Source organism: Pseudomonas sp. zbq_18, from assembly GCF_043102245.1.
Lineage (GTDB): Bacteria > Pseudomonadota > Gammaproteobacteria > Pseudomonadales > Pseudomonadaceae > Aquipseudomonas.
On the sequence record NZ_JBICIT010000016.1, the window covers coordinates 100,974 to 115,423 of the forward strand.

Here is a 14,450-nt window from a genome sequence, read left to right on the forward strand (position 1 = left end):
AACCAAGAAGCCGGCCTAGTGACCGGCTTCTTGGTTTTCGGTCGGCCAGGAATCGGCGCGGCCAACGCCTCGTGGATCGCTGGCGGCTTCGACCTGGCCGTTCTGCTTGCGCCATAGCAGTACCTGCTGGTTGCCATAGCGGCGGTTGACCTGGCTTAGCGTGTGCCCGCGCATCTCCAGGCTGGCGCGTTGGCCAGCGCTGAAGGCGCCGGGCTCGTACTCGATGACATCCGGCAGGTACTGGTGGTGGTAACGCGGTGTAGCCGGCCACTGTTGTACCGGCTTGCCGTCCAGGTAATCGAGCACGGCCAGCAGCACCATGCTGGGGATGCGGCTGCCGCCGGGGGTGCCAAAGGAGGCCAGTTCCGCGTCGCTTTCGATGAAGGTCGGGCTCATGCTCGACAGCGGGCGTTTTCCGCCGGCGATGGCATTGGCCTGGCTGCCAGTCAGGCCGTAGACGTTGCTGCCATTCGGGTCGGCAGCGAAGTCGTCCATCTCGTTGTTGAGCAGGACGCCGGTGCCCGGCACAGTGAAGGCGGCGCCGAAGGGCAGGTTGATCGACAGGGTGGCGGTCACGGCGTTGCCCTGGGTATCGATCACGGTGAAGTGGGTGGTGTGGTCCCCCTCACGCCAGGCAGGGGCCGGCGGCAGGCTGCTGCTGGGGGTGGCGGATTGCAGTTCAATGCCCTTGGCAAGGTCGCGCAGGTAATGGCTGTCGAGCAGCTGAGCCAGCGGGTTGCGCACCTGGTCGGGATCGCCTAGCAGGCCGCGATCGCGGTAGGCGCGGCGCAGCACTTCGCTCACGTAGTGGCTGCGTTGCACGTCGCCGGCCTTCTGCCAGGGCAGTTGTTGCAGCATGGCCAGGCTTTGGGCGATGGTCACGCCGCCGGCCGAGGGCGGTGGCGCGCTGATCAGCTCGCGACCGTCGGCGAGTGAAAAGCGCAGCGGTTGGCGCTCGACCACGCGGTATTCACGCAAGTCGCGCTCGCTCCAGATGCCGCCGGCAGCACGCACGCCTGCCAGCAGCCGACGTGCCGTTTCGCCGCCATAGAAACCGCTATGGCCGTTGTCCGCCAGACGTTGCAGGGTACGTTCCAGTTCGGGCTGGCGGAGCAGGCCGTGCAACGGCGGCAGGCGGCCTTGGTCGAGAAAGATGCGCGCGGTTTCACCATCCTTCTGCATGGCTTCGAGGCGCCATTCGGCTCGTTCGCGATAGATCGGGTCGATGCCCACGCCGTCGCGGGCCAGGCGCATCGCCGGGGTCAGTGAGTAGGCCAGGGGCAATTGGCCGTAGCGCTCGGCGAGCAGGGCCAGGGCGGCGGGCAGGCCGGGTATGGCCGCTGCCAGTGGGCCGTTCAGCGACAGCTCGCGTTGCACCTGGCCGTTACGCCGATACAGGTCCGGGTCGGCACTGAGCGGCGCCCGCTCGCGGGCGTCGAGGAAGCGATAGACGGGTTTCTCACCCGCCTGGCGCAGCAGGAAAAAGCCTCCACCACCCAGTCCAGAGCCATAGGGTTCGGCGACGGCGAGGGCCGCGGCAATGGCGACAGCGGCATCGAAGGCGTTGCCGCCCTGGGCCAGGGTTTCCAGACCGGCAACGGTGGCAGCCGGATGTGCGCTGGCAACGGCGGCCCGGTTGGGCTTGCCGTCGGTTGCCTGCACCAGGCTCGTGCAGAGCAGCAGGCAGAAGAGAAGGGCGGTTCTGAGCATGCGTTCGACCAATCCGCGGGCTGGGAACAACAGCCTAGCGGAGATCGTGCGAGAGTGGGGCGATCAGGCTTTGCCGGTGATGATCAGGTACTTCTGCATCAGCTCGTCCTTGCTCTCGACGTTGGCCTCGTCGAGGGGGATGCAGTCCACCGGACAGACCTGCTGGCATTGCGGTTCGTCGTAGTGGCCGACGCATTCGGTACACAGGTTGGGGTCGATCACGTAGATCTCCTCACCCTGGGAAATGGCGCCGTTGGGGCACTCGGGCTCGCAGACGTCGCAGTTGATGCAGTCGTCGGTGATTTTCAGGGACATCGGGCAACTCCAGCCATGCGTTTGGGCATGGCGTTTTCAGGCATTCAGTGGGGCGAATTGTGCCGGATTGGCGAGCCCGGTGTCATGCGCAGATCAGCGCTGGAACCGCTCGGACAGTGCCTGGGCCACGGCCGGATGAACGAATTTGGTGATGTCGCCACCGAGGGCGGCGATCTCGCGCACCAGGGTCGAGGAGATGAAGGAGTACTTCTCCGACGGGGTGAGGAACATGCTCTCAACGTCCGGCGCCAGCTGGCGATTCATATTGGCCAGCTGGAACTCGTACTCGAAGTCCGATACCGCGCGCAGGCCGCGCAGGAGAATGTTGGCGTTCTGTTCCTTGACGAAGTGCGCGAGCAGGGTGGAGAAGCCGACGATCTCGACGTTGGGCAGGTGTTTGGTGACTTCGCGCACGAGCTCGACGCGTTGTTCCAGGGGGAACAGCGGGTTTTTCTTCGGGCTGGCGGCGACCGCGATGATCACGGTGTCGAACAGGCGCGAGGCGCGCTCGATCAGGTCGCCGTGACCTTTGGTGATCGGGTCGAAGGTGCCCGGGTACAACACTCGATTCATCGTCTCGTCCTGCTCGGAGCGGTAAGAGTCGCGGATGGTAGCGCAGCGCTTTGCTCAGGGAAAAGCCTCAGGCCGTGCGCAGGTGCAGGGGTAGGGCCAGTAGCAGGCAGGCCAGGGCCACCCAGTCGGCCACCACCACTCGGCGTAAAGCCTCGTTGTAGAGCGGTGCGCTCCAGGCCAGCAGGAGGAAGCTGACAACGCTGATCAGGCCGCCAAGCAGGGCCAGGCCGCGCAGGCCGGGAACGAAGGCGGCCGCCACCAGCAGCGCGCCGAGCAGGCCGAAGAGCACCGCACGGTGGCGCATGAGGATCTGCAGGTTGGGCTCATCGAGCGCCAGGCCGTAGAGGGCGTTGAGCCGATCGCCGCCAAGCACGCCGATCAGCGGCAGCAGGTGAATGATGCCGGCCACCAGCAGCAGGGCGCCGATCAGCTTGCTCATGCCTTGAGGCGCTCGGCCAGCAGCGTGGCGAGCTTCGCGGTCAGGCCGTAGATCGACAGCTGCGGGTTGGCGCCGATGCTGGTGGGGAACAGCGAGCCGTCATGGATCGAGAGGTTCTCCAGCTGGTGGTGGCGACCCAGGCTGTCGGTGACTGCCATTTTCGGGTCTTCGCCCATGGCGCAGCCGCCCATCACGTGGGCACTGCCCAGGCGGGTCTGGAACAGGCGCAGATCGAGATTGTCGATCAGCGTCTTGGCTTCACCCAGGTTCTTCACGTAGCCAGCGGCTGCATGCAGTGGCATGACGGCCTTGGCCCCGGCGGCGAACTGGATCTCGGCCATGCTGTGGAAGGCGCGGCGGATGCCGTCCCAGCTGTAGTCGGTCATGCGGTAGTCGAGCACCGGCGTGCCGTCGCCACGTAGCTCAACCGTGCCTTCGGCGCTTTCTGGGTGGAAGCCATCGCGCATCAGTGCCAGCAGTACGTTGGTGTGCGGCAGCTGGGCCATGCGTTGGGCATTGTCCTGACCGATGCCGCCGAGCAGGGTGGAGGTCAGTGCCGGCTGCAGCGGCGGCACTTCCAGCTTGTAGGACATGCGCCCGGTGGTGCCGTCGTCCCACTGGAACTGGTCGGAATACACCGACTGCGGGGCGCCGTAGAACGGGTTGATGACCTGCTCGAACTGCGCCGCGGAGAAGTTCACCACATGCAGGAAGGTGCGCTTGCCGGCCCGCTGGTGTGGGTCAGGCGCCTCGGAGCGCATCAGTAGCGCTGGGCTGTTGATGCCGCCGCCGGCCAGTACGTAGTGTCGTGCCTTGACCATGATGCGCCGGCCGTTGGGCGCTACGCAGCGCGCGTCCATGCCTACGCATTCCAGGCCGCTGATGCGCTCGCCGTCGTGGATCAGACGTTCGGCGCGGGCCAGATAGAGCAGGGCGCCGCCCTTGTCCAGGGTGGCGGGAATGGTGGTGACCAGCATCGACTGCTTGGCGTTGGTCGGGCAGCCCATGCCGCAGTAGCCCAGGTTCCAGCAGCCGCGCACGTTGCGCGGGATGATGTGCCAGGCGTAGCCGAGCTTTTCGCAGCCGTCCTTGATCACCTGATTGTTGGGGTTGGGTGGAATGGCCCAGGGCGTGACGCCCAGGCGCTGCTCCATCTGCTCGAACCAGGGGGCCATTTCGGCCGGGCTGTGGCCTTTGACGTTATGGGCCTCGGCCCAGTGCTGCAGGGTCGGCTCCGGGGTGCGGAAGCTGGAGGTCCAGTTGACCAGGGTGGTGCCGCCGACGGCACGGCCCTGCAGGATGATGATGGCGCCATCCTTGCTCATGCGCCCGACGCCTTCCTGGTACAGCTGCGGATAGGCGTCGGCTTCCTGCATCTTGAAGTCGCTGCTGGTCTTCAGCGGGCCTTCTTCGATCAGCAGCACCTTGTAGCCGGCAGCGCTGAGGATCTCCGCGGTGGTGCCGCCGCCAGCGCCGCTACCGATGATGGCGACATCGGCTTCCAGTAGCAGGTCCTGCTCCAGACTGGAGCCGTCATAGGTGATCCAGCCTCGGGCCAGGCCTTCGCGGAAACTGTCGGGTACAGGCATCTTCGGTCTCTCTTTCTAGTTCTTGTAGGTATGGCGGCAGTCAGACCGTGGGTGGGCCGGGGTAACCGCAGTGAGCCCAGGATTGCGGCCGGGCGTACCAGGACATCAGCACCATCTTGACCAGCGATTCGTGGCCCATGCGCAGCAGTTCCAGCGAACTGTGTTCCCAGCGGTCGAGGAACTGGCGTATCTCGGCGGCGCTGGCGTTGTCCCAGTTGCGCCAGATGCCCGTCAGCGGGCCACGGGTGGCGCCCATGGCCAGCACGTCGAACAGTTGCTGGGTGAGCTTGAGCAGCTCCGGCGAGACATGGTCGAGGCTCTGGTCGATGCCCAGCAGGGTGGCATCCACCGCCGCCGGCATATTGCCGCTGGCCACGGCGCCGTCGAGCAGCACCGGAATCAGTGCGCGCAGAAAAACCAGGTCGCTCTCGCGCAGGATGGCGAAGCCGCTGGCGGCCGCCGGTGACGAGCAGCCGCTGAGGCTGGCAGCCAGGCCGGCGGTGCCGAGCAGGGCGCCGCCCAGCAGACCGACCTTGAGCAGGCCGCGTCGCGACAGCGACACGGTGTTGGTGGGGGTATCGGTCATTGTTGTTATGGCCCCGTGAGCTAATCAGCGAAGGAAGAGTTTCTGGATCAACTTCTGCAGCGGCTTGCCGTAAGGAGGGTAGATCAAACGCGCGCCGTTGAAGCGCTGCTTGATCAGCACCGCCTTGGCTTTGCTGAAGGTGAGGAAGCCCTCGTGGCCATGGTAATGGCCCATGCCGGAGGGGCCGACGCCGCCGAACGGCATGTCGTCCTGGGCCACGTGCAGCATGGTGTCGTTGATGCACACGCCGCCCGAGTGGGTCTCGACCAGTACGCGCTCCTGCTCGGCCTTGTCGTAGCCGAAGTAGTACAGCGCCAGCGGGCGCGGCCTGTCGTTGACGTAGCTGAAGGCCTGCTCGATGCCGCGATAGGGCACCACCGGCAGCAGCGGGCCGAAGATCTCGTCCTGCATTACCTTCATCTCGTCCGTGGTGTTCAGCAGCAGGCACTGGGCCATGCGCCGATCCTGATCCTTGTCGAACAGGCGGATGACCTGCGCGCCCTTGCTCTCGGCGTCGCTGATATAGCCCTTGAGGCGGTTCAGCTGACGCTCGTTGATCACGGCGGTGTAGTCCGGGTTGTTTGCTAGCGTGGGATAGAAGCGCTGCACCACCTGGCGGTAGGTGTCGACGAACTCCTCCACGCGACCTTCCGGCACCAGCACGTAGTCCGGGGCCACGCAGGTCTGCCCGGCGTTCATGGTCTTGCCGAAGGCGATGCGCTCGGCGGCGTCGGCCATGGGCACGTCGGCGGAAATGATCGCCGGCGACTTGCCACCCAGTTCCAGGGTCACCGGCACCAGGTTCTCGGCGGCGGCGCGCATTACGTGCTTGCCGATGCTGGTGGCGCCGGTGAACAGCAGGTGATCGAAGGGCAGGCGGGAGAAGGCCTGGCCGACTTCGGCCTCGCCCAGCACCACGGCGACCAGGTCCTCGGGGAAGGCCTTGGCCAGGATGTCCTTGACCAGCTGCGAGGTCACCGGGGTGGCCTCGCTCATCTTGATCATCACCCGGTTGCCGGCGGACAAGGCGCCGATCAGCGGGCCGAAGGCGAGGAATAGCGGGTAGTTCCACGGCGAGATCACGCCGATCACACCCAGCGGCTGGTAGATCACCTTGGCCTTGGCCGGCTGGAAGGACATGTCCACCGAGCGCTTCGACGGCTTCATCCACTTCTTCAGGTTCTTGCGGGCGTAGTGGATGCCGTTGAGGCTGGCCATGATCTCGGCCAGCATGGTCTCGCTTTCGGCGCGGTTGCTGAAGTCGGCGTGCAGCGCGGCGATCAGCGCGTCCTTTTCCTGGTGGATCAGCTCGCGCAGGGTCTTCAGCCAGGCCAGGCGCTGCTCGGCACTGGGCATGGGGTTGGCGCGGAAGGCGGCGCGCTGCGCGGCCAGCAGTGGTTCCAGGGCATCGATCTGTTGTTGGTTTTGTTGCAGGTAGGCGACGTCGGCAACCATGGCGGCATCCTCTCGGGGCGCGTCAGCGAATAGGTAGCATGATTTTTAGAGTAAATACTCTAAACTGTCAATTCGCTGTTGTGCCGGTCGTCAGCCGCGCCTCAGCCCTGTACTTTTGCCGAAACGCTTAACCGAGCCGAACCATGGCCCCGAAGAACAAGACCCGTGACCGCATCGTCGACGCCAGCCTGGAGCTGTTCAATGCCCAGGGTGAGCGCACTGTCACCACCAACCATATCGCCGCCCACCTGGGCATGTCGCCGGGCAACCTGTACTACCACTTCCGCAACAAGCAGGCGATCATCGCCGAGTTGTTCGCCCAGTATGAAAGCCGCGTCGACGCCTTCCTGCGGCGTCCCGAGGGGCGCGCGCTGACGGTGGAGGACAAGACCTTCTATTTGCAGGCACTGCTGGCGGCCATGTGGCATTACCGCTTCCTGCATCGCGACCTGGAACATCTGCTGGAAACCGATGCCGAGCTGGCCGAGCGCTACCGCGCCTTCGCCCGCCGTTGCCTGCAGGGGGCGAGAGGTATCTATCAAGGATTTGCCGAGGTCGGCATCCTGATCATGAACGATCAGCAGATCGAAGCGCTGACGCTCAACAGCTGGATCATCCTGACCTCCTGGGTACGTTTTCTCTGCACCATGCGCAGTGATTCCACGGATCTCACAGAGGAGATGATGCGGCGTGGCATTTTCCAGGTGCTGGCGCTGGAGAGTGGCTATGTCGGGGAGTCGGCGCGGGTTGAAGTAGAGGGCCTGTTGCAGCGTTTGCATGTGCCGATAGAAACCATGCTGCGCGGTTGATGAAAATGGCGGTCTATTGACTCAGGCGTCCTGGTGGGCAATCGGGGTATGCTAGTTTTATACCGGCATGGAGGCACCGTCTGCCTCGCCACGTTTGAGTTGTAACCATGCAGACTTCTTCGCCCCGAGTGGCCGTGCTGGGCACTGCTTTTTCTCAGTTCCCCGGCCTGGACGCAGAGCGCTATATCGATCTGCCCAGTCTTCTGGCGGCTTCTTCATACGACATCCTGTTGATCGATCTGCCTGGTGTCATGGCAGGTCAGCAGTTGCGCAGCTTGCGCATGGAAAGGGCATATCGTTTTGTGCCCATCTACTGCTGCCAGGACCAGGATGCCTGGTGTGAGGCGCTCGGGGACGGGCCGCCACCGGCGGACCTGGGGGCAATCACGCCACTATGGCGCCTCTGGCGCGAGCGCTTTCACCTGTTCAATAGGGGCGCCGCGCCCGAGCGCTTTGAAGCGCGCGTTCTGGCCTGGCTGTGGCTGCGCTCGCGCGGTGACGTTCATGCGGTTCGGGATGCCGGCATCGCCCAACACTATCGCTACCCGCTGCTGGAGGCGCTGGCCGATGGCGAGGCGATCAATGACTTTTCCTGGCTGCAGTTGATGCTGCAGCAGGGCTGGCTGGAAGAGGGGGCGCTGATTGATCGTTTGCGGCTGTGTACCGCATGTGGCTCGGGGCGTTTGAACTATGTCGACGTGTGCCCCGAGTGCCAGGCTTTGGATATTTCCCGGCAACCCTCGTTGCACTGCTTTACCTGTGGCCATGTCGGGGCCCAGGAGCACTTCCTCAAAGATGGCCTGTTGCTGTGCCCCAACTGCCTGAGCCGTCTGCGCCATATCGGCAGTGACTACGATCGGCCCTTGGAGAACTATCGTTGCCGCAGCTGCCAGGCATTCTTCGTCGATGCCGCGGTAGAGGCACGTTGCCTGGATTGCGGTGAGCACCATGAGCCGGACAAGCTGCGCGTGCGCGAAGTGCGCCATTTCCGCCTGGCCGAAGCCGGGCGCCTGAGGTGTCGGCAGGGGTTCGACGGCGGCGCGGAGAGCCGGGAGCAGTTTGGCAGCCTCGATCTGCTTTCGCGGCGTAGCTTCCACGAGTTGCTGGAGTGGCAGCTGCAACTGGTTCGCCGGCACAAGAAGCCGCCGTTCTCCCTGCTGGGGTTGCGCTTCGTCAATCTGCTGGAGACCCTTGAGCGTCTTGGCGAGATGCGCGGCCATGCCTTGATCGATGGCCTGGTCGAGCGACTGCATGAAGCGGTACGGGAGACGGATCGCTGCTGTCGCTTGAGCGAGGAGACGCTGTGGCTGCTGATGCCGCATACCGATGCAGCCGGTTTGGCGGTGGTCAAGAGTCGCTTGGCCAAAGGGGCCGAGCGTGTCTCGAGCGAAACCGAAGCACGTATCGAGGTGCAGCAGGTCGGTTTCTCTGCGCCGGACGACTTGCTGGATCAGGAAGACGCCGCCCTGCTTCTGGCCCGCCTGGGCGGCATGCTGATCTGAGGCCATGGAAGCCATCCTTCAGCAATGGATGCTACTGGCCGCCGAGCTCGACAAGGGCGACGGCCTGGTGCGCATGTTGGTCAGCCTGATGCCCGCCTTCCTGCTGCTGGAGGTCCCCCTCAACATGCTGGTGCTGCTGGGGGTACTGCGCTGGTTTGTGCGCAAGCCCTTTGAACTGCCGCAGGACAATACCTATCGACCTCGGGTGTCCTGCATCATCACCTGCTACAGCGAAGGGCTGGATGTGCAGAGCACCCTGCGCAGCCTGTGCGAGCAGACCTACGAGGGCGACATCGAGATGATTCCGGTGGTCGATGGCGCCGCCGTGAACCAGCCGACCATGCAGGCGGTACGTGATTTTCAGGTTGACCGCGTGCTTTACCCGCGCCGTCTGCTGCGGCCGATTGCCAAGTGGCAACGCGGCGGTCGCGTCTCATCATTGAACTCCGGCCTGGCCCACTGCACCGGGGAGATCATCATGGCGCTGGACGGCGATACCTCGTTCGACAACGACATGGTCACCCACATCGTTCGCCATTTCGCCGACCCGCGAGTGCCGGCCGTGGCCGGCAGCCTGCGCGTACGTAACTGGACGTCCTCACTGACCACTGCCATGCAGGCGCTGGAGTACCTGCTGTCGATCCACATGGCGAAGATCGGCCTCAGCGAGTGGAACCTGGTGAACAACGTTTCCGGGGCCTTCGGTGCTTTCCGGCGCAGCTTTCTCGACAAGATCGGTGGCTGGGATACCCATACCGCCGAGGATCTCGACATTACCTTGCGGATCAAGAACTACTTCGGGCGCCAGCCGCTGCGCATCCCTTTCGAGCCGCGCGCCATTGGCCACACCGACGCGCCGACTACTTTCAAGCAGTTCCTCATGCAGCGCCTGCGCTGGGATGGCGACCTGTACTTTCTGTACATCCGCAAGCACCGGCACAGCTTCAATCCACGCCTGCTTGGCTGGCCCAATTTTCTGATGACCCTGGTCAGCGGCTTCTTCTTCCAGTTGGTACTGCCCTTCATCATTTTCGGTTATCTGGTGGCGGGCCTGTTCGTTCTGCCACTGACCCACTACCTGGCTTTGAGCGGGGTCATCTACCTGATCTACCTGGGCGTGACCTTGCTGATGTATCTGGCCATGCTGGCCATGGTGTCCGAGCGCCCACGCCAGGATGTCAGGTTGCTGCCTGTGGTGTTCCTGTTCCCGCTGTTCATGCTGGTGATGCGTTGCTGGAGTGCGGTGGCAATGCTCAACGAGGCGCTGCGGCGCGGCCACGAGGAAACCAGCATGGCCCCTTGGTGGGTTCTCAAGAAGGCGAAGAGGTTCTAGATGTTGCGCTCCCTATCCCTGGTCGGCCTGATGCTGGCCGCAGGCCTGGTGCAGGCTGAGCCGCTACCGCTTCAGGCGTTGCTGGCCGGGTTGGATGATGGTGCGGTGGGCCGGGCTGGTCGGGCCGAGCAGGATGCTCTGCTGGCCCAGCGCGAGCAGCGTGAGGCCGAGGCCGGTTGGCAGTGGTACACCACGGCGGGTACAGGCCGCTATCGCGAGTTGGTCACCGACAGCGTACGTGATGACTACTATGGGCGTGACCTGGCACTGGGGCTGCGCCACCCGTTGTTGGGCAGCCTGCGCCGGCAGGTACAGGCGGTCGAGGCCGTCGAACTTGAGCAGCAGCGCCAGCAAGCCCGCCACCTCCTGCGCAGGGCTGAGCAGCGTCTGGCCCTGCGCAGCGCCTATGCCGATTGGTGGCGTGCAGAGCAGGAGCAGCGCTGGTGCGCTGAGCTGTTGCCCGCCGCGCATGATGCCCGGCTGCGCCTTGAAAAGCGTCGCAGCGAGGGGTGGTTGCTGGCCTCCGAAGCGCGCCTGCAGCAAGGACAGTGGCAAACGCTGGAGCGTCGTTGTCGGCGAGTGACCGAGCTGGTCGAAGAGACGCGTGCTGCCGTGGCCGGTATCGCCGGCCAGTCCATCGGCGCCCGGCAACAGGCCGAGGCCGAGCCATTGGCCGCCGATGTCCGGCCTCTTGTGGCCTGGCAGCAGGCATTGGAGCGTCATCCACGCCTTCGTGAACGGCGCGGCGAGCTGCGTCAGGCCGAGCGTGATCGCCACTCCCCCTGGTATGCCGGGCTGGATTCCAGTTTCACTCTGGCGCAGAGCTACGAAGATCGTAGCGGGGCGGCCAAGCATGGCGACGGCCTGGTTGCCAGTATCACGCTGTCCGCACCTCTCGATCTGCTGGGATACGGCGCGGCCGGTGATCGTGAGGCCGAGGCTCGTCATCGGGCTGCGTTGGCGCGGCTGGAGGCTGAGCGTGAACAGCTGGTGCTGGGGCTGAGCCAGGCCCTGCGTGCCCAGCGTACGGCGATGGACGAGCTGGCTGGTGCCCGTGAGGAGCTGGCAGCGGCGAAACAGGCATACCGCGAGCAACGTCTGCGGCGTGATGCCGAGCTTGAACGGGGCGTGCAGAATGAGCTGGCTGCTGCGCTGGGGCAGTATGGCGCTGGGCTGAGATTGATTGCCGCCTGGCACGCCGCCTGGTTGCGCGAGGCGGCACTGCGCCTGTTTGCCGAGGATGATGCCGCTCTGGCCGGGTTGCTGGGTGAGTACCGCGAGCGCTGGGACACAGCCATGGCCAGCGAGGGCGAATGGCGTCAGGGCGTTTATGTGTGGGACAGCCGTCGCCTGCTGCGCGCGTCCAGCCGGCGCGCGGAGCTGCGTGAACTGCGCCGCGCCGGTATGCAGCGCCTCTATATCGGCCTGTCTGCCGCCCAAGTGAAAGAGATGCCTGTTCTGCGTCAGCGCCTGCAGACGACCCTTGAGGAAGCCCATGCCCAGGGTCTGCAGGTCGGTTTGCTATTGGGCGATCCGGCCTGGATACAGCCGACTGGGCGGCAAGGCCTGCTCGATCTGCTTGGTGAGTTGCAGGGCTTGCCGTTCGACGCCCTGCACCTGGATCTGGAGGTTGAGCAGTTGGGTTGGCCGGTGCCGGATAGCCGCCTGCGCGATTGGCTCGACACCCTGACGGCAGTGGCCAGCCTCAATCCCTGGCCGCTGGAGCTGTCCAGCCACCACCGTTGGTTCGCCGAACCGCAGCCCGGGCAGACCTGCGTGCCTTGTGCCTTGCCGCAGCGTGGCGTGCAGCAGGTCAGCCTGATGATCTACACGCGCAACGCCCAGCGCAGTGCCGAGTTGACCGAGCAGATCGCCCAGCGCTGGCCCGCGTTGCGCTTTCGTCTGGCCCAGAGTGTCGAGCCACAGCTGGCGGCTGAGGAAACCTGGGCCGGTGTGGCTCCTGGGCAGTTGCAGCAACAGGTGGAGCGCTGGCGTGTGCGCCTGCAGCCGCTGAGGGTGACCGGCATCGATTGGCAGGATTGGACCCATTACCCACATTGAGTCTTTCATGAAGATCCGTTTCAGCAGTTCCAAGGAAGAAAAACCCACCCAGGACCAGGGCCTGCAAGTGCTGTATGCGCCAGGCAAGCGGCTGGCTTTCAAGCTGCGCTGGTATCTGATCCTGCTCGCGGTGACCAGCCCCTTGCTGTGGTTGGCTGGCCGAGCGCTGCTCAGCATCTGGTTGATTGAGGCGCCAGCCCAGCTGCTGCTGCCCGGCAGTGAGTTGCGCGCGCGTGAGCCGGGCCAGGTGCAGCAAATCCTGGTCAAACCCGGGGAGCGCGTAGCGGCTGGGCAGGCGTTGATACAAATGGACAACCCTGAGTGGCGAGCTCGTTTGGCGCTGCTGGGCACGCCGGATGAGCCGGCGGAGTTGCCGGCTGACGATGCGCTGGAGGTGCGTGAGCGTGCCACGTTGCAACGCCTGTTGGGCAGCGCCGAGCAGCGCTTGAGCCAGCTTTCCGCGTTGCAGGCTGCCGGAGCCGCGACCCGTGGCGAGGTGCAGGCGGCGCGTGATGAGCGTGATCGTCGCCAGCGTGATCTGCTGCAGTTTGATCGTCAGCAGCGCAGGGTTTCCGTACCGGATCTTGGCGCACAGCAACGTCAGCTGGAGCGTGTCTGGCTGGAAGGACGTCTGCAGGGGCTGACGCTGGTTGCGCCGGTGACAGGCGTGGTCAGCGAAGTGCTGGTGGCGGAGGGCGAGAATGTCGGGCCGGGCACCTTGCTGCTCCGACAGCATCGTCTGGATGATGTCCAGCTGTGGATTTATCTGGAGCCGCGTGATGCCGGCTACGCAGTGCCCGGCCAGCCATTGCGCATCCGTATGCCCGACGGCAGCTTTCTGCCCGCGCAGGTGGTGCGGCGGGTGGAAGACAGCATTGCCATACCGGCCGAGTTACAGCCGGCGTTCAGCGCACCCAATCGCCGTCTGAAGGTACTGGCACGGATTCAGGGTGATCTGCCGGAGCATTGGCGTATCGACCGTCTTGGTTTGACGGCGCGCTTCCCTCACCGATGGCCTTGGGTGGGTGCCTGGCTTGATTAGCGGCTGGTGCTGAGCCAGTTGGGGATGCGCCGCTCCAGGTAGTAGTCCGGCAGGCGCGGCGAACCACCAATGAAGCCGACGTGGCCGCCGCGCGCGTGCAGCTCCAGGCGGGTGCTGGCCGAGAGTTCGTGGGCCTGGGGCACGCTGTGCGGGAAGACGAAGGGGTCGTCGCTGGACTGGATGATCAGCGTGCGGGTGCGGATCTGCTCCAGGTAGTAGCGGCTGGAGGCGCGGCGGTAGTAGTCGTCGGCATCGGTGTAGCCGTGCAGCGGCGCGGTGAAGCGGCCGTCGAAGTCCCAGAAGGTGCGCATGCCGTCCAGCGGGCCGAGGGCCTGCAGGGCTGCCAGGCGCTCGTGATGGCCCTCGTCGGTGAAGCGCTGCTGCTTGTCGCGCACGTAGGCCACCAGTTCGCGCATGAAGTGCGCCTGATAGACCTTGGAGAAACCGCGGTCGATACGCTCGGCGCAGTGGTCCAGACGAAACGGCACCGACACCGCCACCGCGCCCTGCAGTCCGGAGTTCGTGCCGCTTTCGCCCAGGTACTTGAGCAGCACGTTGCCGCCCAGCGAATAACCTACCGCATACAGCGGCGCCAGAGGCCGCTGCGCCTGCAGGTGCTGAATCACGCTGACCACATCCTCGCTGACGCCGGAGTGATAGCCGCGCGGCAGCAGGTTGGGCTCGCCGGAGCAGCCGCGCCAGTTCAGCGCCACACTGGCCCAGCCCTGTGCCGCCAGCTGCTGCTGCAGGCCGAGCACGTAGTGCGAGCTGGAGGAGCCGGTCAACCCGTGCAGCACCAGCACCAGCGGGGCGCCGGCCTCGTGCGGGCCGTACCAGTCGAGGTCGAGGAAGTCGCCATCTTCCAGCCACAGGCGTTCGCGCCGGCGCTGTAGCTGGGGCGGCGTGCGGCATAGCGAGCCCCACAAGGTCTGCAGGTGCGGGCTGGGCAGCCACCAGGCGGGTTGGAAGTCGGGGGTCATGGCGGTTTCTGTAACGGCGCAAAGCGTCAGGCTAGAGCCTGGCGCAATAAAGCGGA

The 14,450-nt window shown here is 65.0% G+C and carries 13 protein-coding genes; 5 read left to right on the forward strand and 8 right to left on the reverse strand.

What is annotated here, in order from left to right:
* Positions 1-15 precede the first annotated feature (15 nt).
* The 7 genes from ggt to ACF8C6_RS13105 form a co-directional block, all read right to left on the reverse strand.
* Positions 16-1,710, reverse strand: a complete 1,695-nt coding sequence (gene ggt, locus ACF8C6_RS13075) for a gamma-glutamyltransferase (RefSeq protein ID WP_392499691.1) — start codon at positions 1,708-1,710, stop codon at positions 16-18.
* 63 nt (positions 1,711-1,773) lie between these two features.
* Positions 1,774-2,025, reverse strand: a complete 252-nt coding sequence (locus ACF8C6_RS13080) for a YfhL family 4Fe-4S dicluster ferredoxin (protein WP_068827545.1) — start codon at positions 2,023-2,025, stop codon at positions 1,774-1,776.
* Positions 2,026-2,118: 93 nt separating this feature from the next.
* On the reverse strand, positions 2,119-2,598 hold the full coding sequence (coaD, locus tag ACF8C6_RS13085; protein ID WP_392499692.1) for a pantetheine-phosphate adenylyltransferase: 480 nt from the start codon (positions 2,596-2,598) through the stop codon (positions 2,119-2,121).
* A 67-nt stretch (positions 2,599-2,665) separates the two neighbouring features.
* Positions 2,666-3,037: a phosphopantetheine adenylyltransferase gene (locus tag ACF8C6_RS13090; RefSeq protein WP_392499694.1), complete on the reverse strand. Its 372-nt coding sequence runs from the start codon at positions 3,035-3,037 to the stop codon at positions 2,666-2,668.
* Complete coding sequence (locus ACF8C6_RS13095) at positions 3,034-4,626, reverse strand: GMC family oxidoreductase N-terminal domain-containing protein (protein ID WP_392499696.1); 1,593 nt, start codon at positions 4,624-4,626, stop codon at positions 3,034-3,036. Before ACF8C6_RS13095 ends, ACF8C6_RS13090 begins: the two co-directional genes overlap by 4 nt.
* 40 nt (positions 4,627-4,666) lie before the next feature.
* Positions 4,667-5,212, reverse strand: coding sequence for a twin-arginine translocation pathway signal protein (locus tag ACF8C6_RS13100; protein ID WP_392499697.1), 546 nt, complete (start codon positions 5,210-5,212; stop codon positions 4,667-4,669).
* Positions 5,213-5,236: 24 nt separating this feature from the next.
* Positions 5,237-6,667 (reverse strand): coniferyl aldehyde dehydrogenase, encoded by a 1,431-nt coding sequence (locus tag ACF8C6_RS13105; RefSeq protein WP_392499698.1) that lies wholly within the window; start codon positions 6,665-6,667, stop codon positions 5,237-5,239.
* Between the two features lie 143 nt (positions 6,668-6,810).
* Between ACF8C6_RS13105 and ACF8C6_RS13110 the strand changes: the two genes are divergently transcribed.
* The 5 genes from ACF8C6_RS13110 (at position 6,811) to ACF8C6_RS13130 (ending at position 13,414) form a co-directional block, all read left to right on the forward strand.
* Entirely contained in the window at positions 6,811-7,476 is a 666-nt protein-coding gene (locus ACF8C6_RS13110; protein ID WP_392499699.1) for a TetR/AcrR family transcriptional regulator, read from the forward strand.
* 107 nt (positions 7,477-7,583) lie between these two features.
* A complete protein-coding gene (locus ACF8C6_RS13115; RefSeq protein ID WP_392499700.1) occupies positions 7,584-8,978 on the forward strand; it encodes a diguanylate cyclase domain-containing protein in 1,395 nt (464 codons plus the stop codon).
* 4 nt (positions 8,979-8,982) lie between these two features.
* On the forward strand, positions 8,983-10,311 hold the full coding sequence (locus ACF8C6_RS13120; protein ID WP_277689660.1) for a glycosyltransferase: 1,329 nt from the start codon (positions 8,983-8,985) through the stop codon (positions 10,309-10,311).
* The gene (locus ACF8C6_RS13125; protein ID WP_392499701.1) at positions 10,312-12,372 is read left to right on the forward strand and encodes a TolC family protein; all 2,061 of its coding nucleotides are present in this window, start codon (positions 10,312-10,314) and stop codon (positions 12,370-12,372) included.
* 7 nt (positions 12,373-12,379) lie between these two features.
* The gene (locus ACF8C6_RS13130; RefSeq protein ID WP_392499702.1) at positions 12,380-13,414 is read left to right on the forward strand and encodes an HlyD family secretion protein; all 1,035 of its coding nucleotides are present in this window, start codon (positions 12,380-12,382) and stop codon (positions 13,412-13,414) included.
* Here the strand turns inward: ACF8C6_RS13130 and ACF8C6_RS13135 are convergent.
* Positions 13,411-14,394 (reverse strand): hydrolase, encoded by a 984-nt coding sequence (locus tag ACF8C6_RS13135; protein WP_392499703.1) that lies wholly within the window; start codon positions 14,392-14,394, stop codon positions 13,411-13,413. The genes ACF8C6_RS13130 and ACF8C6_RS13135 overlap by 4 nt on opposite strands.
* Positions 14,395-14,450 lie beyond the last annotated feature (56 nt).

Excerpts from the sequence above, each read along its gene's own strand:
- ggt (WP_392499691.1), bottom strand. The coding sequence starts at position 1,710 with ATGCTCAGAACCGCCCTTCTCTTCTGCCTGCTGCTCTGCACGAGCCTG.
- ACF8C6_RS13080 (WP_068827545.1), bottom strand. The coding sequence starts at position 2,025 with ATGTCCCTGAAAATCACCGACGACTGCATCAACTGCGACGTCTGCGAG.
- coaD (WP_392499692.1), bottom strand. The coding sequence starts at position 2,598 with ATGAATCGAGTGTTGTACCCGGGCACCTTCGACCCGATCACCAAAGGT.
- ACF8C6_RS13090 (WP_392499694.1), bottom strand. The coding sequence starts at position 3,037 with ATGAGCAAGCTGATCGGCGCCCTGCTGCTGGTGGCCGGCATCATTCAC.
- ACF8C6_RS13095 (WP_392499696.1), bottom strand. The coding sequence starts at position 4,626 with ATGCCTGTACCCGACAGTTTCCGCGAAGGCCTGGCCCGAGGCTGGATC.
- ACF8C6_RS13100 (WP_392499697.1), bottom strand. The coding sequence starts at position 5,212 with ATGACCGATACCCCCACCAACACCGTGTCGCTGTCGCGACGCGGCCTG.
- ACF8C6_RS13105 (WP_392499698.1), bottom strand. The coding sequence starts at position 6,667 with ATGGTTGCCGACGTCGCCTACCTGCAACAAAACCAACAACAGATCGAT.
- ACF8C6_RS13110 (WP_392499699.1), top strand. The coding sequence starts at position 6,811 with ATGGCCCCGAAGAACAAGACCCGTGACCGCATCGTCGACGCCAGCCTG.
- ACF8C6_RS13115 (WP_392499700.1), top strand. The coding sequence starts at position 7,584 with ATGCAGACTTCTTCGCCCCGAGTGGCCGTGCTGGGCACTGCTTTTTCT.
- ACF8C6_RS13120 (WP_277689660.1), top strand. The coding sequence starts at position 8,983 with ATGGAAGCCATCCTTCAGCAATGGATGCTACTGGCCGCCGAGCTCGAC.
- ACF8C6_RS13125 (WP_392499701.1), top strand. The coding sequence starts at position 10,312 with ATGTTGCGCTCCCTATCCCTGGTCGGCCTGATGCTGGCCGCAGGCCTG.
- ACF8C6_RS13130 (WP_392499702.1), top strand. The coding sequence starts at position 12,380 with ATGAAGATCCGTTTCAGCAGTTCCAAGGAAGAAAAACCCACCCAGGAC.
- ACF8C6_RS13135 (WP_392499703.1), bottom strand. The coding sequence starts at position 14,394 with ATGACCCCCGACTTCCAACCCGCCTGGTGGCTGCCCAGCCCGCACCTG.